22 protein-coding genes and 2 riboswitches are annotated in these 22,758 nt (G+C 71.7%); of the genes, 8 read left to right on the plus strand and 14 right to left on the minus strand.

Annotation, left to right across the window (positions count from 1 at the left end):
- Positions 1-60: 60 nt before the first annotated feature.
- From ACZ6BG_RS08290 to ACZ6BG_RS08300, 3 genes are all read right to left on the minus strand, one after another.
- The gene (locus ACZ6BG_RS08290; protein WP_468998566.1) at positions 61-1,239 is read right to left on the minus strand and encodes a cysteine desulfurase family protein; all 1,179 of its coding nucleotides are present in this window, start codon (positions 1,237-1,239) and stop codon (positions 61-63) included.
- A 64-nt stretch (positions 1,240-1,303) separates the two neighbouring features.
- The gene (locus ACZ6BG_RS08295) at positions 1,304-1,618 is read right to left on the minus strand and encodes a DUF4190 domain-containing protein (protein WP_468998568.1); all 315 of its coding nucleotides are present in this window, start codon (positions 1,616-1,618) and stop codon (positions 1,304-1,306) included.
- Positions 1,619-1,693: 75 nt separating this feature from the next.
- Entirely contained in the window at positions 1,694-1,846 is a 153-nt protein-coding gene (locus tag ACZ6BG_RS08300) for a hypothetical protein (RefSeq protein WP_468452161.1), read from the minus strand.
- A gap of 197 nt (positions 1,847-2,043) precedes the next feature.
- Here ACZ6BG_RS08300 and ACZ6BG_RS08305 point away from each other — a divergent pair, with 197 nt between their 5' ends.
- On the plus strand, positions 2,044-2,709 hold the full coding sequence (locus tag ACZ6BG_RS08305; protein WP_468998570.1) for a TetR family transcriptional regulator: 666 nt from the start codon (positions 2,044-2,046) through the stop codon (positions 2,707-2,709).
- A gap of 22 nt (positions 2,710-2,731) precedes the next feature.
- Entirely contained in the window at positions 2,732-3,598 is an 867-nt protein-coding gene (locus ACZ6BG_RS08310) for an alpha/beta fold hydrolase (RefSeq protein ID WP_468998572.1), read from the plus strand.
- On the opposite strand, the gene ACZ6BG_RS08315 is transcribed toward ACZ6BG_RS08310, so the two are convergent.
- Positions 3,570-4,589, minus strand: coding sequence for a helix-turn-helix transcriptional regulator (locus ACZ6BG_RS08315; RefSeq protein WP_468998574.1), 1,020 nt, complete (start codon positions 4,587-4,589; stop codon positions 3,570-3,572). The two genes, ACZ6BG_RS08310 and ACZ6BG_RS08315, sit on opposite strands and share 29 nt — an antisense overlap.
- A 109-nt stretch (positions 4,590-4,698) precedes the next feature.
- Here ACZ6BG_RS08315 and ACZ6BG_RS08320 point away from each other — a divergent pair, with 109 nt between their 5' ends.
- The 3 genes from ACZ6BG_RS08320 to ACZ6BG_RS08330 all read left to right on the plus strand — a co-directional run bounded on the left by ACZ6BG_RS08320 (position 4,699) and on the right by ACZ6BG_RS08330 (position 7,369).
- Complete coding sequence (locus tag ACZ6BG_RS08320; RefSeq protein WP_468998576.1) at positions 4,699-5,604, plus strand: LysR family transcriptional regulator; 906 nt, start codon at positions 4,699-4,701, stop codon at positions 5,602-5,604.
- A gap of 119 nt (positions 5,605-5,723) precedes the next feature.
- The gene (locus ACZ6BG_RS08325; RefSeq protein ID WP_468998579.1) at positions 5,724-6,305 is read left to right on the plus strand and encodes a cysteine dioxygenase family protein; all 582 of its coding nucleotides are present in this window, start codon (positions 5,724-5,726) and stop codon (positions 6,303-6,305) included.
- Positions 6,305-7,369, plus strand: coding sequence for a YeiH family protein (locus tag ACZ6BG_RS08330; protein WP_468998581.1), 1,065 nt, complete (start codon positions 6,305-6,307; stop codon positions 7,367-7,369). Before ACZ6BG_RS08325 ends, ACZ6BG_RS08330 begins: the two co-directional genes overlap by 1 nt.
- Before the next feature lie 104 nt (positions 7,370-7,473).
- Here ACZ6BG_RS08330 and ACZ6BG_RS08335 read toward each other — a convergent pair whose 3' ends face one another.
- From ACZ6BG_RS08335 to ACZ6BG_RS08380, 10 genes are all read right to left on the minus strand, one after another.
- The gene (locus ACZ6BG_RS08335) at positions 7,474-8,343 is read right to left on the minus strand and encodes a thioesterase family protein (protein WP_468998583.1); all 870 of its coding nucleotides are present in this window, start codon (positions 8,341-8,343) and stop codon (positions 7,474-7,476) included.
- A gap of 25 nt (positions 8,344-8,368) precedes the next feature.
- On the minus strand, positions 8,369-9,046 hold the full coding sequence (locus ACZ6BG_RS08340) for a trimeric intracellular cation channel family protein (protein WP_468998585.1): 678 nt from the start codon (positions 9,044-9,046) through the stop codon (positions 8,369-8,371).
- 133 nt (positions 9,047-9,179) lie between these two features.
- Positions 9,180-10,382 (minus strand): ABC transporter ATP-binding protein, encoded by a 1,203-nt coding sequence (locus ACZ6BG_RS08345; RefSeq protein WP_468998587.1) that lies wholly within the window; start codon positions 10,380-10,382, stop codon positions 9,180-9,182.
- An 11-nt stretch (positions 10,383-10,393) separates the two neighbouring features.
- A complete protein-coding gene (locus ACZ6BG_RS08350) occupies positions 10,394-11,536 on the minus strand; it encodes an ABC transporter ATP-binding protein (RefSeq protein ID WP_468998589.1) in 1,143 nt (380 codons plus the stop codon).
- Positions 11,533-12,534, minus strand: coding sequence for an ABC transporter permease (locus ACZ6BG_RS08355; protein WP_468452181.1), 1,002 nt, complete (start codon positions 12,532-12,534; stop codon positions 11,533-11,535). The genes ACZ6BG_RS08350 and ACZ6BG_RS08355 overlap by 4 nt, the downstream gene beginning before the upstream one ends.
- A gap of 168 nt (positions 12,535-12,702) precedes the next feature.
- Positions 12,703-14,478, minus strand: coding sequence for an ABC transporter substrate-binding protein (locus tag ACZ6BG_RS08360; protein ID WP_468998594.1), 1,776 nt, complete (start codon positions 14,476-14,478; stop codon positions 12,703-12,705).
- Positions 14,479-14,580: 102 nt separating this feature from the next.
- Complete coding sequence (locus tag ACZ6BG_RS08365; protein WP_380847438.1) at positions 14,581-15,585, minus strand: ABC transporter permease; 1,005 nt, start codon at positions 15,583-15,585, stop codon at positions 14,581-14,583.
- Between the two features lie 368 nt (positions 15,586-15,953).
- Complete coding sequence (locus tag ACZ6BG_RS08370; RefSeq protein WP_468998596.1) at positions 15,954-16,769, minus strand: enhanced serine sensitivity protein SseB C-terminal domain-containing protein; 816 nt, start codon at positions 16,767-16,769, stop codon at positions 15,954-15,956.
- A gap of 864 nt (positions 16,770-17,633) precedes the next feature.
- A complete protein-coding gene (locus tag ACZ6BG_RS08375; protein WP_468998599.1) occupies positions 17,634-18,491 on the minus strand; it encodes an enhanced serine sensitivity protein SseB in 858 nt (285 codons plus the stop codon).
- 93 nt (positions 18,492-18,584) lie between these two features.
- Positions 18,585-19,316, minus strand: coding sequence for an AAA family ATPase (locus ACZ6BG_RS08380; protein ID WP_468998601.1), 732 nt, complete (start codon positions 19,314-19,316; stop codon positions 18,585-18,587).
- Between the two features lie 143 nt (positions 19,317-19,459).
- Positions 19,460-19,579, plus strand: a riboswitch (glycine riboswitch).
- A riboswitch (glycine riboswitch) is annotated at positions 19,580-19,720 on the plus strand.
- Between the two features lie 36 nt (positions 19,721-19,756).
- Here ACZ6BG_RS08380 and gcvT point away from each other — a divergent pair.
- From gcvT to glyA, 3 genes are all read left to right on the plus strand, one after another.
- Positions 19,757-20,881 carry a glycine cleavage system aminomethyltransferase GcvT gene (gcvT, locus tag ACZ6BG_RS08385; protein WP_468452193.1) on the plus strand — a complete coding sequence of 375 codons (1,125 nt, stop codon included), beginning with the start codon at positions 19,757-19,759 and terminating at the stop codon, positions 20,879-20,881.
- Between the two features lie 155 nt (positions 20,882-21,036).
- Positions 21,037-21,414, plus strand: a complete 378-nt coding sequence (gene gcvH / locus ACZ6BG_RS08390) for a glycine cleavage system protein GcvH (RefSeq protein ID WP_468998603.1) — start codon at positions 21,037-21,039, stop codon at positions 21,412-21,414.
- Positions 21,415-21,439: 25 nt separating this feature from the next.
- Entirely contained in the window at positions 21,440-22,702 is a 1,263-nt protein-coding gene (gene glyA, locus ACZ6BG_RS08395; protein ID WP_468998605.1) for a serine hydroxymethyltransferase, read from the plus strand.
- Positions 22,703-22,758: the final 56 nt, after the last annotated feature.

The raw sequence follows: 22,758 nt of genomic DNA on the forward strand, positions 1-22,758 counted from the left end.
CGCTCCTCAAACGCCGGAGGGGCCGAGTCTTCCCGCCGGGGGGGCTGGATCTGGCCGCCGCTAGCTCAGGCCCGCCGTCCGCGCCCGCTCCACCGCCGGGCCGATCGCCGCCGCCACCGCCTCCACGTCCGCCTTCGTCGACGTGTGTCCGAGGGAGAAGCGGAGGGTGCCGCGGGCCAGGTCCGGGTCGGTGCCGGTGGCGAGGAGGACGTGGCTGGGCTGGGCCACGCCCGCGGTGCACGCCGAGCCGGTGGAGCACTCGATGCCCTGCGCGTCCAGGAGCAGCAGGAGCGAGTCGCCCTCGCAGCCGGGGAAGGTGAAGTGGGCGTTGGCCGGGAGCCGCCCCCCGGGGTCCGGGTCGCCGCCGAGGATGGCGTCGGGGACGGCGGCGCGGACGGCCGCGACCAGTTCCTCGCGCAGCGCTCCGATCTCCCGGGCGAACCGCTCGCGGCGCTCGGCGGCGAGCCGCCCGGCCACGGCGAACGCGGCGACGGCGGGCACGTCCAGGGTGCCGGAGCGCACATGCCGCTCCTGGCCGCCGCCGTGCAGCACGGGCACGGGGCTGTAGGCACGGCCGAGCAGCAGCGCGCCGATGCCGTAGGGGCCGCCGACCTTGTGCCCGGAGACGGTCATCGCGGCCAGTCCGGAGGCGCCGAAGTCGACGGGCACCTGCCCGAAGGCCTGCACGGCGTCTGCGTGCAGCGGCACGTCGAACTCGGCGCAGACGTCGGCCAGTTCCCGCACCGGCTGGAGGGTGCCGATCTCGTTGTTGGCCCACATGACGGTGGCGAGGGCGACGTCGTCGGGGTTGCGGGCGATGGCCTCGCGCAGCGCGTCGGGGTGCACGCGGCCGTGCGTGTCGACGGGGAGGTACTCGACGGTGGCGCCCTCGTGCTCGCCGAGCCAGTCGACGGCGTCGAGGACGGCGTGGTGCTCGACGGGGCTGGCGAGGACCCGGGTGCGGGCCGGGCCGCCGTCCGCGCCGGAGCGCCGCGCCCAGTACAGGCCCTTCACGGCGAGGTTGTCCGCCTCGGTGCCGCCCGAGGTGAGGACGACCTCGCTGGGGCGCGCGCCGAGCGACTCGGCCAGCGTCTCGCGGGCCTCCTCGACGGTACGACGGGCCCGGCGGCCCGCCGCGTGCAGCGAGGAGGCGTTGCCGGTGACGGCGAGCTGGGCGGTCATCGCCGAGATCGCTTCCGGGAGCATCGGGGTGGTCGCGGCGTGGTCGAGGTAGGCCATGGTGGGCACGATTCTACGAGCCGTGGCCGACGGCCCCGACCCCGCGGTGGCGCGTCTGCGCCGGTCAGCCCGCGAAGCTCCAGGACACCGAGTTGTTCAGGGACATCAGGGTGCCGAGGACCACGAGGTCGGCCACGCCGAGCCCGAGTCCGAGCAGCGCGCGGCCGCGCCGCGCGGTGCCGCGCCACAGCGCGAGGGACGCGAGGACGATGGCGACGGGGCCGAGCACGATGTTCAGGACGAGCAGCCCGAGCAGGCCGAGGACGAAGGAGGCCACGGCCATGCCGTCGGTGTCGCGGCGGCCGACGGGACGGTTCCGCGGCCCGCTGTCGGTCGACCGCGGAGCGCTGTCGGTGGACGCCTGCGCGGTGAGTTCCATGGTGCGACTCCTCAAGTCGTGGTCGGAGGTCGTACGGAGCCGAAGGCCGTACGGAGTCGGGCGGCCGTACGGCGGTCAGCGGTGGCGCGCGTGCCGCTCGCGCAGCGCGAACACCAGCAGCCAGACGCCGATGACGGCGGCCAGGACGAGTGAGACGGACAGCGGGGCGTGCGCCACGGTGCCCATGGCGACGCCGAGGAGCAGGAGCGCGGCGACGAGGAACAGCATGAGGAGAACCCCTCCCGTACGGACGGCCGGACAGGTGCACGGCTGGCCAGATGACTGGATGGCCGGTCGGCCGGGCCGACCCGATGGCCGGCCGTCGACCCTTCGGTGAACATTTGTGGTTACAACTGTTCACTGACTGGAGAGTCTACTCCCCCCACGGCTTTCAAATCTCGGAGAACAGTTGTTAACTGCATGGCATGAGTCACACCCTCGACGGGCCGGCCCCGGGCGCCCGGCAGGCGCGGAAGCAGAAGACCCGGCAGGCCCTGCTCGACGCGGCGCTGCACCTGCTGGCGGAGCAGAGCCTGTCCAGCCTCGGCCTGCGCGAGGTGACCCGCGCCGTCGGTGTGGCCCCCACCGCCTTCTACCGGCACTTCCGCGACACGGCCGACCTGGGCGTGGCCCTGGTCGAGGAGGCCCTGGGCAGCCTGCACACCACGCTCGTCGCCACGCTCGCGGCGACCGGTGACGGCGAGGAGCGCATCACGGCCGCCGTGGACCTGATCGTCGCGTACGTCCGGACGTACCCCGCCCACGCCCGCTTCATCGCGCGCGAGCAGCACGGCGGCGTGAAGGCGGTGCGCGAGGCCATAGGAGGCCAACTCGCGCTGTTCGCCCAGGAGGTGGCGGCGCAGTTCGCCAAGGAGCCGGAGGCGGCGGGCTGGAGCGAGGCGGACCTGCTGATGCTCGCCCGGATGTACGTGGACCACATGGTGATGACCGCGTCCGCGCTCCTGGGGACCGACGCCGAGGAGCCCGTGGCCGACCGGGCCCGCAGACAGCTGCGCCTGCTCACCCTGGGGCGGCGGCACTGGCTGGACGAGGCAGTGGACAAGTCTGGCCGGTACTCGACGGAGCCGTAAGGGTCAACTAGCCTTGTCGGTCATGACGACCACGCATCCCGACTGGCCCCTCGACCAGACCTTCGCCTCTTCGTCGGGCGCCGTCCGCTGGGCCGCCCTGGGGCCGGCCGACGCGCCCCCCGTCGTCCTGGTCCACGGCACCCCGTTCTCGTCGTACGTCTGGCGGGGCGTCGCCAAGGCGCTCGCGCGCGAACGCCGGGTGTACGTATGGGACCTGCCGGGCTACGGGGCGTCCGAGATGCGGGCCGGGCAGGACGTCTCGCTCGCCGCGCAGGCCCGCGTGTTCACCGAACTGCTCGCGCACTGGGGCCTGGACGGGCAGGAGCCCCCGGCCGTCGTCGCCCATGACTTCGGCGGCTGCGTGGCCCTGCGGGCGCACCTGCTGCACGGCGCGCGCTACGCCCGGCTCGCCGTGGTCGACCCGGTGGCCCTCGCGCCGTGGGGCTCGCCCACGTACCAGTTGCTCGGCGCGCACGCGGACGTGTTCGCGCAGTTGCCGCCCGCGCTGCACGAGGCGCTGGTGCGGGAGTACGTCGGCTCGGCGAGCCACCGCGGGCTGCACCCGGCCGTGCTCGACCGGCTCGTGGCGCCCTGGCGCACGGAGGCGGGCAGGCCCGCGTTCTACCGCCAGATCGAGCAGAACGACCAGCGCTTCACGGACGAGATCCAGGGCAGGTACGGCGAGTTGGCGCTGCCCGTCCTGGTCTGCTGGGGCACCGAGGACACCTGGATCCCGGTGGCGCGCGGCCACGAGCTCGCCGAGCTGATCCCCGGCGCCGAGCTGCGGCTGATCGAAGGTGCGGGACATCTCGTACAGGAGGACGCTCCCGCGGAACTCACGGGGGCCCTCGCGCGTTTCCTCAATGCGGGCCCTCGTACAGTGCGCTGACAGCCGCGGCGGCCCGCGCCAGCTCTTCCCGGATCTCCGGCGGCGACAGGACCTCGACGGCGTCGGAGAAGGCGAGCAGGACGCGCGCCGCGCGCTCCTCCTCGACGACGAGGCGCACGGTCACCCACTCCCCCGTGCCCTCGTCTTCCCCGCACCCGACCCCCTCGGCATCCCCTGTGCCCCCGCCCTCCTCCACGACCTCCGTCACCGCGCCCCCGTGCAGCCGCAGAAAGCGCCCGTAGCGGTCGCGGCGTACCCGCGCGGTGACCTGGATGCCGCCGGTGCGCCGCTCCACCCACTGCTTCAACCCCTCCCACGCGTCCGCGAGTTCGACGCCGGGGCGGCGCCGCACCGGCTCGTCCGTCAGGCCGGCCGAGCGCACCCGGTCGGCCCGGAAGAGCCTCGGCTCGCCGTCCCGGTCGGCCACGAGGTACCAGACGCCCGCCTTGGACACGAGCCCGTAGGGGTCAAGGGTGTAGTCCCGCGCCCCCTCGGACCCGCTGTGCACATAGCTCACGCGCACCCGCCGGTCGGCGAAGACCGCGTCCTGGAGCGTGCCCAGATGGTCCAGGGGCAGGCCGGCGCCGGGCCCGCGCGTCCAGCGCGAGGCGTCGACGAGGATCCGGCGGCTGGTGAGTTCGGCGGCGGGCCGGTGCGGTGCGGGCAGCGCCGCCATCACCTTGCGCAGCGCCGAGCCGATGGCCGCGTCCAGGCCGAGCGCGGCGTGGGCGCCCTGCGCGGCGAGGACGAACAGGGCGCGCGACTCGTCGGCGGTCAGACCCGTGACGTCGGTGCGGTAGCCGGGCAGCAGCGTGATGCCGCCGTGCCGCCCGCGCTCGGCGTAGACCGGGACGCCCGACGCGGACAGCGCGTCGACGTCGCGGTAGATGGTGCGGACGGACACCTCAAGGCGCTCGGCGAGTTCGGGCGCGGGGACGGTGCCGCGGGTCTGGAGCAGCAGCAGGATCGAGAGCAGCCGGTCGGACTTCACGCGGTCAAGGATCGCGCACGTCCACGATCCGGGACGGCTCGGCGTCCCACATCCAGAAGCGACGGAAAAGGCCCGTCAGCTGTTCCCAAATTTTGCTTATGATTCGACTGTGTTCGACTCCCGGCACATCAGGTCCTTCCACGAAGTGGTCCGCACCGGTTCGTACTCCGCCGCGGCCCGCTCGCTCGGCTATACGCAACCGGCGATCACCCAGCAGATGAAGGCGCTCGAACGGTCCGTGGGCACGGTCCTGTTCACCCGCGTCGGCCGCCGGATGCGGCTGACCGAGGCGGGCGAGGCGCTGTCCCGGCACGCCGGGGTGATCCTCGGCAACATCGACGCGGCCCAGCAGCAGATGAACGCGATCACGCGGCTGCGCACCGGCCGGGTCAGACTGTGCGCGTTCCCGAGCGCCACCGCCACGCTGATTCCGGAGGCGCTGGCCCGTCTGGCCCGCAACCACCGCGGCATCCGCGTCGAACTCCAGGAGTACGAACCGCCGGAGTCCCTGCAGCGCCTGGTGCACGGCGACGCCGACGTCACCCTCGCCTTCACCTACCCCGGCCTGCTCGAAGAGGTGCCGGACGAGGTCGTCGAAGTACCGCTGATGGAGGACCAGTTGACGGTCCTGATGCCCACCAGGCACCCGATGGCGCGGCGCCGCTCGGTGCGGCTCGCCGATCTGTCCGACGAGCGCTGGATCGCCGGGTGCCTGCGCTGCCGGGCCAACTTCCTGCACGAGTGCGCCGAGCAGGGCTTCGCCCCGGACATCGCCTTCACCACCGACGACAACCTCGTCATCCAGAGCCTCGTCTCCGAGGGCCTCGGCATCGCGATGATGCCGGGCCTGGTCCTGAACTTCCTGTGCCACCGCTCGGTCACCGGCCGCCCCCTCGACCCCGCGTCCCGGCGGCAGGTGTCGGCGTACGTCCTGCGGGAGCACCTGCGCATTCCGGCCACGGCCCTGGTGCTCGACGAGCTGAAGGCGGTCGCGGCGAACCGCGTCGGCTGCTGACCGCTGCCCCGCCGCTGACCGCCGCCGACCGTTGAACGGCCAACACATAAGCAATTTTTGAGGTAATGCCAAAAAACTGTCGTTGGACGTGATGGATGCGGCGGGCCGACCCTGCCGGTATGACCACCCCCACCGCGCACACCCGCACCGCGCCCGCCCGCCCCTGTACGACACCGCGCCTCGACGCCCTCGTCGCCGAGATACGCGAGGCCGTCGGCCGCGGCCTGCCCCCGGACCTGACCGCGTACCTGGTCGGCGAGCGCCTCGCGCCGCACCTGGGCGCCGCCGACCTGCTCACCCCCGAGCAGTGCGAGGGCGACCCGGACCGCTACCGCCAGCACCTGCTGCACGCCGAGAGCGACGGCAGCTTCTCCCTCGTCGGCCTGGTGTGGCTGCCCGGCCAGCGCACGTCCGTGCACGACCACGTGTCATGGTGCGTGACCGGCGTGCACGAGGGCGAGGAGCACGAGCGGCGCTACCGGCTCGTGCCCGCCGAGGACAACGCCCCCGCGCACCTCGTCGCCACCGAGGACGTGGTGAACCCGCAGGGCGCGGTGTGCGGTTTCGCGCCGCCCGGGGACATCCACCGGGTGTGGAACGCGGGCGCCGGACGCGCGCTGTCCCTGCACGTCTACGGCGCGGACATCGGGCGGCTCGGCAGCAGCGTGCGACGGGTGTACGACCTCCCGGCCGACCGCTGATGGCCCTGCTCGGACAGCGCCCGCCGCGGACGGCGTCGGCGCCGCGGCCGCCCGCGCGCGCCACCGGCCCCTGGCCGGGCCTCGCGCTCGCCGCGGCGGGTGTCGCCGTCGCCTGGCTGACGCACCGGCTCGTGCCGGACGTGCCGATGCTGACGGTCGCCATCGTCCTCGGCCTCGCCGCCGCGCAAGCGCCGGGGTCCCGGGTGTGGGTACGCGGCTGGGCCAGGCCCGGCCTCACCTTCGCCGCGAAGCGTCTGATGCGGGTCGGCGTGGTGCTGCTCGGCCTGAAGCTCAGCCTGCGCGATGTGCTCGGGGTGGGCTGGCCGACCGTCGCGATGGTGCTCGTGGTGGTCGCGGCGACGTTCTTCGGCACCTGGTGGCTCGGCCGGAAGCTGGGCCTGCCCGGCGACCAGCCGCTGCTCATCGCCACCGGGTACTCGATCTGCGGGGCGTCGGCGATCGGGGCGGTCAGTGACGTCTCCCGCAGCGAGGAGCGCGACACGGCCACCTCGGTGGCGGTGGTCACGCTCTGCGGCACGCTCGCCATCGCCGTGCTTCCCCTGCTCCAGGGGCCGTTGGGCCTCACGGACGCGGAGTTCGGCCGCTGGGTCGGGGCGAGCGTGCACGACGTGGGGCAGGTCGTCGCCACCGCGCAGACCGCCGGTGGCACCGCCCTCGGCGAGGGCGTGCTGGTCAAGCTGATGCGGGTGGCGCTGCTCGCGCCGCTGGTCGCGGGCGTGGCGATCGCGGTACGGGCCCGGCGCGCGGCCGCCGCGGACGGCACCCCTGGCGCCGGTGAGCGGCGACCGCCGCTGGTGCCGCTGTTCGTCGCGGGCTTCGTGGCGATGGTCGGCGTACGCAGCACCGGGTGGCTCCCGGACTCGGCCCTCGACGCGGCCGGGGTCGCCCAGGAACTGCTCCTCGCCGCCGCCCTGTTCGGCCTCGGCAGCGCGGTGGACCTGCGGACGCTGATGCGCACCGGGGGCCGCGTGGGGCTCGTGGGGCTCTGTGCGTGGGTGGTGGTCGGCGGGGTGTCGTACGCGGGGGTGTGCCTGACCGGGTGAGTGTGTCTGCCCCGGTCAGGTGCGCCTGGCCCGGTCAGGTGCGCCTGACCGGCTGAGCGGTGCCCGGGCCGCGGGAGTCGGCCCGGGCGGGGCGCGCGGTCCGGTCAGCGCAGGCGGGCCCGGGCCAGTTGGCGGGACTGGGCCACCAGGCGGTCCGCGGAGTCCCAGACCTCGGCGTCCTCCTCCAGGAAGCCGCCGGCGAGGTTGCGCGTGGTGATGGCGACGCGCAGCGGTCCGGGCGCGGGCCTGGCCCGCACATGGACGGTGAGTTCGATGGTGGGCACCCAGCCGGAGAGGCCCATCTCGAACGCCGTCGGCGGCAGCGCGTCCACGGCGAGCAGCAGCGACAGCGGATCCGCGTCGCGCCCGTCGGCGAGCCCGAACCACGCCCGCATCTCGCCCTTGCCGGACGGCTGGCCGAGTGCCCACCCGAGGGTGGACGGGTCCAGCTTCAGCCACAGCCGGTCGGCGATCGCGGACGAGCCGGGGACCGCCCGCTGCTCGGCCGGGGCGTCGTCGGCGCCGAAGCACTGGTCGACCGGGGGCAGATCCGGCGGCTTGGCCGTCGTGCGCACGTCGTCGGGCAGGGCGTCCAGGTCCCCGTACGAGGCGAGCACCCGCAGCCGCTCGACCTCGGTGCCGTCCGCCTCGAACTGCACCAGCGACGCCTGCCCGGTGGACAGGCCGCGCCCGGTGCGCACGGTCTCGGTGCGGATCACCGCGGGGCCCGGGTCGGACGCCGTCAGATAGTGCGCGGAGATCGTGAACGGGTCGGAGTGCGGCAGCGCGTGCGCGAGGGCGCGGCCGACGACGGCGAGGAGGTAGCCGCCGTTGACGGCGCTCACGATGGTCCAGCCCGCGGAGAGGTCGATGTCGTAGACGCCGGGCTCCCGCTGGGTGACCGCGGTGTCGCGGTCGAACTCGCTGTCCCCGACCGTGGCGCGCGCCGTGGGCGCCGCTGCTGTGTCAGCCATACCGGCAACGTACAACAGAAAACTACTAAGCGGTAGCTTTATGCTCCGGCTCCTCGGACGCCGAGGAGCGGCGGTTCCACGCGCGCGGCGCCCGCCAGTGGTAGTGCATCGCGAGCAGCCGCAGGACGAACGCCGTGACGATGGCCAGCGCCGTCGTGAAACCGTTCAGCATGTCGAAGCGGATGGACAGGGCGACGATGGTGGCCCCCACGATGGCGGGGACCGCGTACAGGTCGCGGTCCCAGCGCACCAGGGACGGGACCTCGTTGGCGATGATGTCGCGCAGCACGCCGCCGCCCACCGCCGTGGCCAGGCCCAGGGTCGCGGAAGCGGTCAGGCCGAGCCCGTAGTCGTACGCCTTCGTGGTGCCCGTGACGCAGAACAGGCCGAGGCCCGCCGCGTCGAAGACGTTCACCGCGAACTGGGTGCGCTCGACCTGCGGGTGCAGGAAGAACACGAGGAGCGCGGCGAACAGCGGGGTGAGGAAGTAGCCGAGATCCGTGAACGCGGCCGGGGGCACCGCGCCGATCACCAGATCGCGGAAGAGGCCGCCGCCCAGGGCCGTGACCTCGGCGAGTACGGCGATCCCGAAGACGTCGAAGTTCTTGCGGACGGCGAGGAGGGCGCCGGAGATCGCGAAGACGAAGATGCCGACGATGTCCAGTGCGTGCTGGACCCCCGGGCTGAACAATTCCTGAAGCACGCCGCATTGTCCCCCGGCCCGGGGTCACCCCCGAATCGTCGGCTCCGCCGAGCTCGTCCTCAGCGGCCGGACGGGCCATGGATGGCCCGTCCGGCGTTTGAGGACGAGGCGCGAAGCGCCGATCGGCGTGCGCTCAGTCCTTCGTCGCGTCGGTCGCCCCGACCTCAGCAGAGGCACCGTCGCCCTCGGCCTCCGCGCCGGCGGGCTCAGCGCCAGCGGGCTCCGCGGCGATGTCGGCCGCGGTGGTGACCGACACCACATCAATGGCCTCTCGGGCCACGGAGAGCAGCTTCGTGTCCTCCGGCGCCTGGTCGGGCGCGTTCTCCGGGTGGTGGCACGCCACCTGGTGCGCCGTCTCCAGGGCGACGAACGGCGGCTCCTTGACCGCGCAGATCTCCGTCGCCTTCCAGCACCGCGTGTGGAAGCGGCACCCGGTCGGCGGGTCGATCGGCGAGGGCACGTCGCCGCGCAGCAGGATCCGCTCGCTCTTGGCGCCGCGCCGCTTGGGGTCGGGCACCGGCACCGCGGACAGGAGCGCCTTCGTGTACGGGTGCATGGGCTTGGTGTACAAGTCCTTGCGGTCCGCGAGTTCGACGATCTTGCCGAGGTACATGACGGCGATGCGGTCGGACACGTGCCGGATGACCGACAGGTCGTGCGCGATGATCACGTACGTGAGGCCGAGTTCGTCCTGGAGGTCGTCCAGGAGGTTGACCACCTGGGCCTGGATGGACACGTCCAGGGCCGACACCGGCTCGTCCGCCACGACCAGCTTCGGCTGCAGGGCGAGCGCCCGCGCGATGCCGATGCGCTGCCGCTGACCGCCGGAGAACTCGTGCGGGTAGCGGTTGTAGTGCTCGGGGCTGAGGCCGACCCGCTCCAGCATCCCCTGGACGGTCTTCTTGACGCCGCCCTCGGGGTTCACGCCCTGGAGCTTGAAGGGCGCGCCGACGATCGTGCCGATGGTGTGCCGGGGGTTCAGCGACGAGTACGGGTCCTGGAAGATCATCTGGACGTCGCGGCGCAGCGGCCGCATCTTCGCCGTGCCCAGGTGCGTGATGTCCGTACCCTCGAACTCCACCCGCCCGCCGGTCGGTTCGAGCAGCCGGGTGATGAGCCGGCCCATGGTCGACTTGCCGCAGCCGGACTCGCCGACGACGCCGAGGGTCTCACCGGAGCGCACGTCGAAGCTGATCCCGTCGACGGCCTGGACGGCCGCGACCTGGCGCTGCAGGAGCCCCTTCTTGATGGGGAAGTGCTTCACCAGCCCTTCGACCTTGAGGAGCACGTCCCGCTCGGAGTCCGGGGCGGGTTTCGCCTGCGCGGGGATGGTCATGTCCTGGTCCTTCACAGCTTCGGCGCAATCTCTTCGGTCCAGATCTTGGTGCGCTCCTCGCGCGACATGTGGCAGGCCGAGTAGTGCCCGGAGCCGACCAACCTCAGCTCGGGGCGCTCGCTGCGCGTGATCTGGTCCTTGGGCACGTCCGCGTACGGGCAGCGCGGGTTGAAGGCGCAGCCGCTCGGCAGGTTGATGAGGCTGGGCGGGGAGCCCTTGACCGGGACGAGTCGCTCGGTCTCCTCGCGGTCGATGCGCGGCATCGAGCCGAGCAGGCCCCAGGTGTAGGGGTGCTGGGGCTCGTAGAAGACCTGCTGCGCGGAGCCGCGCTCGACGCAGCGGCCGCCGTACATCACGAGCAGCTCGTCGGCCATCTCCGCCACCACGCCGAGGTCGTGGGTGATCATGATGACCGCGGAGCCGAACTCCTTCTGCAGATCCCGGATCAGGTCCAGGATCTGCGCCTGCACCGTCACGTCGAGGGCCGTCGTCGGCTCGTCGGCGATCAGCAGTTCGGGGTTGTTGACGAGCGCCATGGCGATCATCGCGCGCTGGCGCATGCCGCCGGAGAACTCGTGCGGGTAGGAGTCGACGCGCTTGTCGGGCTGCGGGATGCCGACCCGGTCGAGCATGTCGATGGCGTGCTTGCGCGCCGCCTTCTTGTCGACGTTGTTGTGGACCCGGTACGCCTCGATGATCTGCTTGCCGATCGAGTAGTACGGGTGCAGCGCCGACAGCGGGTCCTGGAAGATCATCGCCATCTCGCGGCCGCGGAGCTTGCGCACCTCGTCCGCCGGGGAGCTGAGCAGCTCGGTGCCGTTCAGCCAGATCTCGCCGGACAGCTGCGCCTTGCGGCGGCCGTACTGCCCGGCGGTGTGCAGGCCGAGGATGCCGAGCGAGGTGACGGACTTGCCGGACCCGGACTCGCCGACGATGCCGAGGGTGCGGCCCTTCTCCAGGCTGAAGCTGAGCCCGTCGACGGACTTGACCAGACCGTCGTCGGTCGGGAAGTGCACCTTGAGGTCGCGCACCTCGAGGAAGGCGGAGGGAGCGGGCGAGCCGGCGACGACTTCGCCGACGGCCGTGCCGGTCTTCGACACGGTGGCTTCCGCGCCGCCCTCGGGCGCCGCTCCGCTCTTGGACAGTTCGGTCATCCCAGCCTCACTCGCGGGTCGATGACGGCGTACAGAAGGTCGACGACGAGGTTGGCCACGGCGATCGCGAGGGCCGCACACAGGGTGACGCCGAGGATCACGGGCAGGTCCTTGCTGCTGATGGCCCTGACCGCTTCCAGGCCGAGGCCCGGAAGGTTGAAGGTGGACTCGGTGAGCACGGCGCCGCCCATGAGCACGCCGAGGTCGAGTCCGAAGACGGTGAGGATCGGTGTCATCGCGGAGCGCAGCGCGTGTCTGCGGATCACGACGGCCTCGCCGAGGCCCTTGGCCCGCGCGGTGCGGATGTAGTCCTCGCCGAGCACTTCCAGCATGGTGGCGCGGGTGAGGCGGGCGTACATCGCGGCGTTCAGGAAGGCGAGCACGACCCACGGCAGGATCAGCGTCTGGAACCAGACGTCGATGGAGTCGTCCGTACTGAGGCTGTCGGCGATCTTCACCCAGCCGAGGTTGTGGACGAAGACGCCCATCGCGATCATGCCGGTGAAGAAGACGGGGAGCGAGACGCCACCGAGGGCGGTGGTCATCGCGGCGCGGTCCCAGATGGTGCCCCGCTTGAGCGCGGAGACCACACCGGTGAGGACACCGGCGCCGAGCCACAGCACACAGGCACCGGCGGCGAGCGCAGCGGTGACGGGCAGGGCGTCCTTGAGGGTCTCCCAGACGGGGGCCTCGGTACGGAAGGAGTAGCCGAAGCAGGGCGCCGGGCAGTGGGTGACATCACTGCCGTTGGCGTAGTCGCGGCCCATCGGGATGCCCTTGACGAATTCCCAGAACTGCACGAGCAGCGGGTCGTCGAGGCCCAGTTTGGTCCGGATGCCTTCGAGCTGCTCGGCTCCGGACGCCTTGCCGGCGAAGAGGACGGCGATGTCCTGTCCCGCCCACTTGGGCAGCATGAAGAAGACGGTGAAGGTCGCGAGCAGTACGACCAGCACCATGATGATTACGGCGATCAGGCGCCGGATGAGATAAGCAAGCACTGTGCGCGGCCCGGCGGTGGCCCGGGGCCCCCTCGTGAGGGGCTCCGGTCACCGCCCGGGGCCATCACCTGCCCTTCGGACTGGCGGGATGCGGCGGTGGCGTGACGGTCGGTCAAGAGCGGTCGCCGCGGCGGGACTTGAGCCCGCCGCGGCGGCACACTGGCGGTGTTACTTCTTCTCGTTGACGCCGAGCGAGACGTAGTCGTACCGGCCGTTGAACGCGTCGGACATGTACGCGTTCGTCAGCCGCGGACCGCGCCAGGTGATGTTCTTCTCGTACAGGAAGGGCATCCAGTCGGCCTGGTCGAGGATCCGCTTGTCGAGCGCCTTGTAGGTCTCGCCGGCCTTGACCGGGTCGGTCTCGGCGATCGCCTTGTCGAAGAGCCCGTCGATCTTCTTGTCCTTGATCTGGGACTCGTTGTAGTTACCGGTCTGGGCGAGGAAGCGGCTGTCGAACAGCGGCTGCGCGTAGCCCTGGCCGGAGGGGAAGTCCGGGCCCCAGCCGCTCATCTGCATGCTGTAGCCGCGCTTCTTCACCACGGACGGCGAACCGGTGATGCTGGAGGAGTCCGCGCCGTCGAGGGTCTCGACGGAGAGGTTGATGCCGACCTTCTTGAGCTGGGCCTGCAGCGCCTCGGCGGTGTCCTCCTCGCCCGGGTTGTTGTTACGAGCGGTGATCTTGGCGCTGAATCCGCCCGGCTTGCCGCACTGCTTCAGCTCGTCCTTGGCCTTGGCCGGGTCCGGCTTGCCCTTGCGCTCCAGGACGCCGTACGGGTCGTAGTCGCTGTAGCCCGGGATCGCCTTCGGGAAGGTGCTGTTGGCGATGTCACCGGCCGCGAGCTTGCCGCCGCGGGTCTGCTGCAGGGCCGCGAAGTCCGTGCCGTAGAAGACGGCCTTGCGGCAGTGCACGTTGTCGAACGGCTTCGCGGTGTGGATCAGCGCGACGTAGCGCACGAAGGACGTGTGCATGTTGTCGATGCTGTCGCGGTGGTCCTGGATCGCGGTGACGCGGCCGGACTGGGTCATGCCGGTGCCGTTGAGGTCGACGTCGTAGTCGCCGGCCATCAGGCGCTTGTCGTTCTCCTCCAGGTTGGCGGAGATCGTCACGTCGACCTTGTCGGGAAGCGCGGCGCGGATCGGGTCCGAGTCCTTCTTCCACTTGTCGTTGCGCACCAGGACGATCTTCTTGCCCGGCTTGTACTGCGAGAACTTGTACGGGCCCGCGGAGAACGGCCGCTGGGTGTACTTGGCCTTGGTGTCCTTGGCCGCCTTCACCGGCGAGCCGGACGGCATGGCCAGGAACTGCTCGAAGTCACCGTTGGGCTTCGGCAGCTTGAAGATGATGGTCTTGTCGTCGGGCGTCTCGATCGCCTTCAGACCGAGCTTGTCCTTGGACGAGTCCTTGTAGGGGCCCTTGTACTCGCCCTTGGGGTCGAGCGCCTTCATCAGGTACTGCGGGCCACCGGTGATGGTGTCCGTCGCCCAGATGCGCTCGATGCCGTACTTGACGTCCTTGGAGGTCAGCGGCGAGCCGTCCTCCCAGGTGACGCCGTCACGCAGCTTGTACGTGTAGGTCTTGCCGCCGTCCGAGATCTTGCCGTTGGCCTCGGCGAGGTCCGGGACCAGCTTGGTGCCCGCCTTGCCCGGCTTGGTGTCGTACGACACCAGCTGCCGGGTGTAGAAGCGCATGAAGTCCCAGGACATGCCGTAGTAGGCACGCTGCGGGTCGGCCGAGTCGAGGTCCTGCTTGCCGACCATGCGCAGGGTGCCGCCGGCCTTCTTCGACGGGTTGGCGACCTTGTTCAGGGCGGCGTTGTACCCGGCGCCCTTGCCTTTGCCTTCGCCGTCGCCGTCGCCGCCACCGCACGCGGTGGTGGTCACCAGCGCCGCGACGACGAAGGCCGCACCAGCGGTGAGCCGTCGCTTCGAGGAAACTGTTGGCATTTTGTCGCAAACCTCCGAGATTCGCGGTCCCTGGCCATGAGCTGCCTGAGAACCATGGAAAGAGCCACCTGACTGCGGCAGGGGCAAGTCAGTTGGGGACTGCTAGCGGGTTCCCTTGGGGTCGAGCGCATCGCGCAGACCGTCCCCGAAGAGGTTGAAGGCGAGCACCGTGATGAAGATCGTCACGCCGGGGAAGACCATGAACATCGGATCGTGCTCGTACGTCTCCAGGGCGTCGCGGAGCATTCCGCCCCAGGAGGCTGTCGGCGGCTTGACGCCGGCGCCGAGGAAGCTGAGGGCGGCCTCGGTCAGGATGTTGGTCGGGATCATCAGCGTCGCGTAGACGGTGATGGGGGCGACCAGGTTGGGCAGCAGCTCCTTGAAGAGGATGTGGCGTCGGCCGCCGCCGAGGCTGCGGGCCGCCTCGACGTACTCGCGTTCGCGCAGCGAGAGCGTCTGGCCGCGGACGATGCGGCCGACGTACGGCCAGCCGAAGAAGCCGATCACCAGGATCAGGATCGCCACGCGCACGCTCGTGCCCTGCAGGCCGAGCAGATCGTCCGGGAGCACGGAGACCAGGGAGATGATGAAGAGCAGCTGCGGGAAGGACAGCAGCACGTCCATCACCCGGCTGATCAGCGCGTCGACCCAGCCGCCGAAGTAGCCGGCGATGATGCCGAAGAGCGTGCCGAGCACCACCGCGACCACGGCGGCGAGGAAGGCCACGAGCAGCGAGATCCGCGCGCCGTAGACGATCCGGCTGAACACGTCGCGACCCTTGTTGGGCTCGACGCCGAACAGGAAGTCGCTGCTCACACCGCCGAGCGAGCCCGTGGGCAGGTTGGTCAGCGGATCCAGCTTGTCCTGGTGGAAGTCGTTCGGCGGGTGGCCGAGCAGGCTGACGATCAGGGGCGCGAAGACCGCGACCAGGACCAGCACAAGCACGGTGATTCCGCCGGCCAGGGCGACCTTGTCCCGCTTGAGTCGGTTCCAGGCGATCTGCTTGAGCGACCGTCCCTCGACCTTCTTCACCCCCGCACCAGCTGCGGGAGCGACGTCCTCGGTGGGTTTCGCGTCCGCAGGTGTGTCATGCAATGGCGCCGTCATCGTGGCAGGGACCCCTCTCAACCGGCGGTGACCGGCCCGCACTTGCCGCTGTAGCGACGTGATCGTCCGTCGTACACAGGGGCGAAGGCCCCTTGGAGCGGGAGTCTTCAACGGGGTCGTGATCTGTTACCAGACTTGTCGGGGAATGGATGCGCAACCGTGATGCTGATCGAGGTGTTCCGTTATCCGGACGAGGCTGAACGCCGGGCGAACGCGGGGCACTTCGGGGCCAAGGCGCCACGGGGGTCCATACCGCCACTCAGGCACCATTGAGGGACATCGCGCATGACGGTGCTGATCAGCAGGCTCCGGAGCAGCGAAAACCGGACGCTGCCCTGATCACTGCGGAGGGGTTTGCGACCTTTTGTTCAGTACGGGGCGGGATAGCCGTATCCGCCCGCGGCGGGGGCCGGGGCCGCCTGCGCGTCGCGGTCGTAGAACGGGCGGGCGTTGGCGCGCAGCCACATCGCCACCGGGTCGTGCGGGTCGGCCATCGCCACCGTGGAGACCGGCAGGCCCTCGGGGACGGCGCCGATGGACTGCCGCATCATCGCGCGGACCGAGTCCACCGCGCCCGGCGAGGTGTCGTACACGTCGAGGCCGATGGCCAGGTACGGGGCGCCGAGCGCGGGCTGCACCCAGGCGCGGCGCAGCGAGCGGACCGTCGGGGTGCGGTGGGCGTTCTGACTCAACAGGGCGTAGAACTGCGGGAGTTCGATGGCCGGCTCGGTCAGGCGCAGGGGCCCCGCGGGCTGGAGGTCCAGGCCACTGGCGATGCGGCGCAGGTCCAGCCAGGGGATGCCGACGCCGCCGCCCGGGGCGTGCGGATTCAGCCACAGGCCGTAGTGGTCGGGGTACAGGGCGCGGGCCGCGTCGAGGCCGCCGAGCACCTCGTAGCCGCGGTTCCAGCCGCTGGCCGAGAGCTCCTGGGCTGAGGTCACGCAGGGGGCGTAGCCGAGGCCGTCGACCTCCATGTTGCCGTACTGCGCGTCGGGGGAACCCGACTGGCCGTGCCAGAGCAGCATCCACACCTGGTCGCCGGCGAGGGCTCCGAGCAGCGCCTCGTACGCGTCGTAACGCCCCGGCGCCACCTGGCGCAGCATGTGCTCGACGTTTCCCCAAGCTCGCGGGCGCGCTCGAACAGGGGAGGCCCCGTCGCCCGCGGCCGTGCCCGACGCACTCACCCGTAACCGCCCCTTCACGACTTGCCCGACGTACTCGACCTGTCCGCACGGCCGGGCTCCGACCGAGTCAATGGAACCAGCTTACTTCTGGCGTGGTCGCCTTGATCGGGCCTCGGGCACCCCGCTCCCCCCGTTTCCCGCCACCGCCTGGCCGCCCTCCCCTGCGGGGCCATCGGTCGCGCGCGCCGTCCGTGCCGTCCGCGCCGTCCAAGGCGCGGAAGCTCTACCGCCGCTGCGCGGCGGCTTCCCCACCCGCCCACCCGTTGCTGTGGGGCCCGGGGCGGGGGTGGGTCGGCGCTGTGGGGCCCGGGGCGGGGGTGGGTCGGCGCTGTGGGGCTCGGGGCGGGGGTGGGTCGGCGCTGTGGGGCTCGGGGCGGGGGTGGGTCGGCGCTGTGCGATCCGGGGGGGGGGGAGAGCGGGTCGGCGCTCCGCGACCCGAAGCGAGGGCAGGACAGCACTCCGCGACCCGAAGCGAGGGCAGGACAGCGCTCCGCGACCCGAAGCGGGGGCAGGTCGGCGCTCCGCGACCCGAAGCGAGGGCAGGACAGCACTCCGCGACCCGAAGCGAGGGCAGGACAGCGCTCCGCGACCCGAAGCGGGGGCAGGTCGGCGCTCCGCGACCCGAAGCGAGGGCACGTCACGGCACCCCGGTACCCCGCCATCCGCCTCGCCGGCGCCCCACCAGCGACCTCCCCGACAGCCCGGCAGTCCCGCCAGCGGCCTCACCAGGCCCCGGGGGCCTTGCCGTCCGGCCCGGCGAACCCCGGCAAGCCCGTCGCCCGCCCCACCCGGCCCAGGCCCCGGCTCCGTGCCGTCCGCTCTCGCCAGGGCAGGGGTGGGTGGGGAGAAGCTTCCGGTGGTCGGCTAGTGGGACGTGTAGAAGGGGCGGATGTGGGTGCGTAGCCAGGAGGAGACCGGGTCTTGGGCTGCGTCCAGGAGGACCAGGTTGACCGGCCAGGGAGGGGGGAAGGCCGTGAGGGCCCGGGTCAGGGCCTGCATGGGGGCGTCGCGGGCGTCGCCCTCCAAGGAGGAGAGCTCGACGCCCACGAAGAGGGACGGGTCCTCGCCCTCGACGCTGGCCAGGCAGCGGCGGGCCGTCAGGACCACCCCGGTCGCCTGGAACTCGCGGGACGCGGCGCTCAGGAAGTCGACCGGGTCCTCCTTCCAGTCCGGCTCGAAGAGGCGGACCCGGCCGCCGGTCGTCGGGCCGTCCAGCTCGGTGCGCCCCACCTGGCACAGCGCGGCCACGGCGGGCGGCGGCAGCGGCACGGCGACCGTGCCCTCGGGGTTCAGGACGATGCCGAGCTCCGGCTGAAGCCCGCGCGCGAACTCCACCGCGGGCGCCACCGTCCAGCTCATCCGGCCCCCCGTCACCTGCTGGAACTGCTGCTCCGACGTGAAGACGGGAACGTACGCCTGCCCGTCGATCTCCAGCGTGGGCAGGTCGAGCGTGCCCTGGTCGGGGCCGCCGCCGGACGGGAGCGGGACCCAGACCCGGCCGCGGCCCAGCGTCTCGACGATGCGGGCGCCCACCGCGTCCGACGGCGGGGCGCCGAGCGACGCGGCCAGGACCTCCTCCAGCTCATTGGCCGGCCATCCCTCGTGCGGATGCCCGTGCGGATGTGCGTGGGAATGCGCGTGGGGATGCCCATGCGGATGTCCCTGGTCCGGGCCCGGTCCCTGTGCCGGAACGCCTCCCGGGTAGTCCCCCGGATAGTTCATCTGTCCTCGACCCCTGCTCTGCGCTCTGCCCTGCTCCTGTGCTGCGGGCCCGACCCTAACCGGCACCCCCGCCGCACCGCCCCCTCAGCCCCCTCAGACCCCTGAGCCCCCGAACCCGATCTCCCGCAGCGCCCCCGCCGCCTCCCGGTCCATGAGCACCGCCGAGCCGCAGCCCCGCGGCAGCTCGCCCCGCTCGGCGGCGCGGACGAGACGGCCGACCGTCCTGCGGTGCCGCGCGAAGGCGTACCGGGAGACCCCGCGGCCGCGCTCGCGCTGCCCGTCGAGTGCGACCTCGACGGGCACGTCGAGCAGCAGGAGGTGCAGCGTGGCCCCGCGCCGGGCGGCCGCGCGGCCCAGCCAGCGGCGCACCCACGGCTGCGTACCGCAGTCGTGCACGACGACGCCCGCGCCGGAGCGCAGCGCCCGGTGCAGGCCCGCGTAGTGCGCGAGGCGGACCAGGGGGCGATAGAGCGCGTACGGCAGCAGCCGGGGCATACGGGCCGCCCAGCGGTCCCGGGTGTCCTGGGAGTCCACGCGCGGCCCCGCCACCGCGCGCCGCATCAGCGTGGACTTGCCGCTGCCGGGCAGCCCGGACACGACCACGACGTCGCTCGCGCCGAACACCAGGCGGCGCGGGCCGCGCCGGGCCCGGTCCCTGAGGTCGCGCACGACGGGCCGCGGGAAGTACCCGAGGCACTCGCGCACGGGGGCGCCGGGCTGCGGCGGCACCACGTCGCTGCCGGGCAACGCCGCACCCGTGGTGGTCGCATAAGCACCGCTCCTGCGCACCGTGATCGGCCTCCCCATGCTGGTCACGTCACTCATCCCCAGTACTTCTCCGTTGAGTGTAAAGAGACGGTAATGCCGCACAAGGGCATTCCGCCGTAGCCGCTGTTGTGAAGAAGTTGCTGCTGTCGTGAAGCGGGGGCGCGTGCAATGATGTGCGCGCCAACTCCATACCGGCCGCTTGAATCCGCGCGGGAGAGTTCCCGGAGACGTGACCGCACTCTGACGCGGACGTCGTCCCGGGGCGCCGAAGGAGCAAGTTCCTCCCTTGAATCTCTCAGGCCCCGTACCGCGCGGGCGAGGCACATCTGAAAAGCGGGTCGATCCCCGGTCACACCCGGCCACACCGGTCACAGGGGCGGCTCCACCCAAGGTGCAAGTCATGACCCGTCATACGCACGGGACGTGGTGAACCTCTCAGGTTCGATGACAGATGGGGAGGATCGACCTCGCCCGTCATGCCCCGGGAGCCAGTACTGATGAGCAATACCCCACGCCACACCGCCCTGGACGCCCTGCATCGCGACCTCGGTGCGACCATGACCGACTTCGCGGGCTGGGACATGCCGCTGCGCTACGCCAGCGAGCGCGACGAGCACAACGCGGTCCGTACCCGTGCCGGTCTCTTCGACCTCTCCCACATGGGCGAGATCACGGTCACCGGCCCCGCGGCGGTGGACCTGCTCAACCACGCGCTCGTCGGCAACATCGGCTCCGTCGGCGTCGGCCGCGCCCGCTACACCATGATCTGCCAGGCCGACGGCGGCATCCTGGACGACCTGATCGTCTACCGGCTCCAGGACCAGGAGTACATGGTCGTCGCCAACGCCGGCAACGCCCAGGTCGTGCTCGACGCGCTGACCGAGCGCGCCGAAGGCTTCGACGCCGTGGTCCGCGACGACCGCGACGCCTACGCCCTCATCGCCGTCCAGGGCCCGGAGTCCCCCGGCATCCTGAAGGCGGTCACGGACGCCGACCTCGACGGCCTGAAGTACTACGCGGGCCTGCCCGGCACCGTCGCGGGCGTCCCCGCCCTGATCGCCCGCACGGGCTACACCGGCGAGGACGGCTTCGAGCTGTTCGTGGCCCCCGAGCACGCCGAGCAGCTGTGGCGGGCGCTGACCGAGGCCGGTGCCCCGGTGGGCCTGGTCCCCTGCGGCCTGTCCTGCCGCGACACGCTGCGCCTGGAGGCGGGCATGCCGCTGTACGGGCACGAGCTGACGACGGCCCTGACGCCGTTCGACGCCGGTCTGGGACGGGTCGTCAAGTTTGACAAGACGTCCCACGCGGACGACTTCGTGGGCGTCGAGGCGCTGCGCGCGGCCGCCGAGCGCGCCGAGGCCGCTCCCCCGCGCAAGCTGGTGGGCCTGATCGCCGAGGGCCGCCGGGTCCCGCGCGCGGGCATGTCCGTGGTCGTCGGCGGCGAGGTCGTCGGCGAGGTCACCTCCGGCGCGCCGTCCCCGACCCTCGGCAAGCCGATCGCGATGGCGTACGTCGACGCGGCGCACGCCGCCCCCGGCACGGCGGGCGTGGGTGTGGACATCCGCGGTACGCACGAACCGTACGAAGTCGTCGCGCTGCCGTTCTACAAGCGCCAGAAGTAGCCCGGCGGCGCCGGTCCCCGACCGGTCCGCGCCCGTGCCCCGCCTGGTCCGCGGACGCCTCCGCGTCCCGTCGGCGCCCGGGGTGGCACACGCCCGTCTCAGTCCGTAAGACCCACGTTCATCAGCACTCGCCCGCGTACAGGAGAATTCAGGCCATGAGCAATCCCCAGCAGCTGCGTTACAGCAAGGAGCACGAGTGGCTGTCGGCCACCGAGGACGGTGTGGCGACGGTCGGCATCACCGAGTTCGCGGCCAACGCGCTCGGCGACGTCGTCTTCGCCCAGCTCCCGGCGGTCGGCGACACGGTCGCCGCGGGTGAGACCTGCGGCGAACTGGAGTCGACGAAGTCGGTCAGCGACCTCTACTCGCCGGTCTCCGGTGAGGTCGTCGAGGCCAACCAGGACGTCGTGGACGACCCGTCCCTGGTGAACTCGGCACCCTTCGAGGGCGGCTGGCTGTTCAAGGTGCGCGTGGCGGAGGAGCCGGGCGACCTGCTCTCCGCCGACGAGTACACCGCGTTCTCCGGCAGCTGACCACGGCGTAAGGACTGATCTTCCGATGTCGCTTATGAACACCCCTCTGCACGAGCTCGACCCGGACGTCGCCGCCGCCGTCGACGCCGAGCTCGTCCGCCAGCAGTCCACCCTGGAAATGATCGCCTCGGAGAACTTCGCTCCGGTCGCCGTCATGGAGGCCCAGGGCACCGTCCTCACCAACAAGTACGCCGAGGGCTACCCCGGCCGCCGCTACTACGGCGGCTGTGAGCACGTGGACGTGACCGAGCAGATCGCGATCGACCGGGTCAAGGACCTGTTCGGCGCCGAGTACGCCAACGTCCAGCCGCACTCCGGCGCCTCCGCCAACCAGGCCGCCCTCTTCGCGATCGCCCAGCCCGGCGACACGATCCTCGGCCTGGACCTGGCGCACGGCGGGCACCTCACCCACGGCATGCGCCTGAACTTCTCCGGCAAGCAGTTCAACGTGGTCGCGTACCACGTGGACGCGGCCGGCCTGGTCGACATGGCCGAGGTCGAGCGCCTGGCCAAGGAGAACAGCCCGAAGGTGATCATCGCGGGCTGGTCCGCCTACCCGCGTCAGCTGGACTTCGCCGAGTTCCGCCGGATCGCCGACGAGGTCGGCGCGAAGCTGTGGGTCGACATGGCGCACTTCGCCGGTCTCGTCGCCGCCGGTCTGCACCCGAACCCGGTGCCGTTCGCGGACGTGGTCACCTCCACCACGCACAAGACGCTCGGCGGCCCGCGCGGCGGCATCATCCTGGCCCGCAACAAGGACTTCGCGAAGAAGCTGAACTCCGCGGTCTTCCCCGGCTTCCAGGGCGGCCCGCTGGAGCACGTGATCGCGGCCAAGGCCGTCTCCTTCAAGGTCGCCGCCTCGGACGACTTCAAGGAGCGCCAGCAGCGCACCCTGGACGGCGCCCGGATCCTGGCCGAGCGCCTGGTGCGGGACGACGTCAAGGAGCACGGCGTCTCCGTACTGTCCGGCGGCACGGACGTGCACCTGGTCCTGGTCGACCTGCGCGACAGCGCTCTTGACGGGCAGCAGGCCGAGGACCGCCTCCACGAGGTCGGCATCACGGTCAACCGCAACGCCGTCCCGAACGACCCGCGCCCCCCGATGGTCACCTCCGGCCTGCGCATCGGCACCCCGGCCCTGGCCACCCGTGGCTTCCAGGACGAGGACTTCCGCGAGGTCGCGGACGTGATCGCCGAGACCCTCAAGCCGGACTTCGACGCCGAGGCCCTCAAGGCCCGGGTGTCCGCTCTGGCCGCGAAGCACCCGCTGTACCCCGGCCTGAAGTAGTTTCGTACGCTTTAGTTGGTACGGACTTCCGGGGCACCGCGCACACTGGACATGAG

The sequence above is a fragment of the Streptomyces sp. NPDC041205 genome (genome assembly GCF_055591765.1).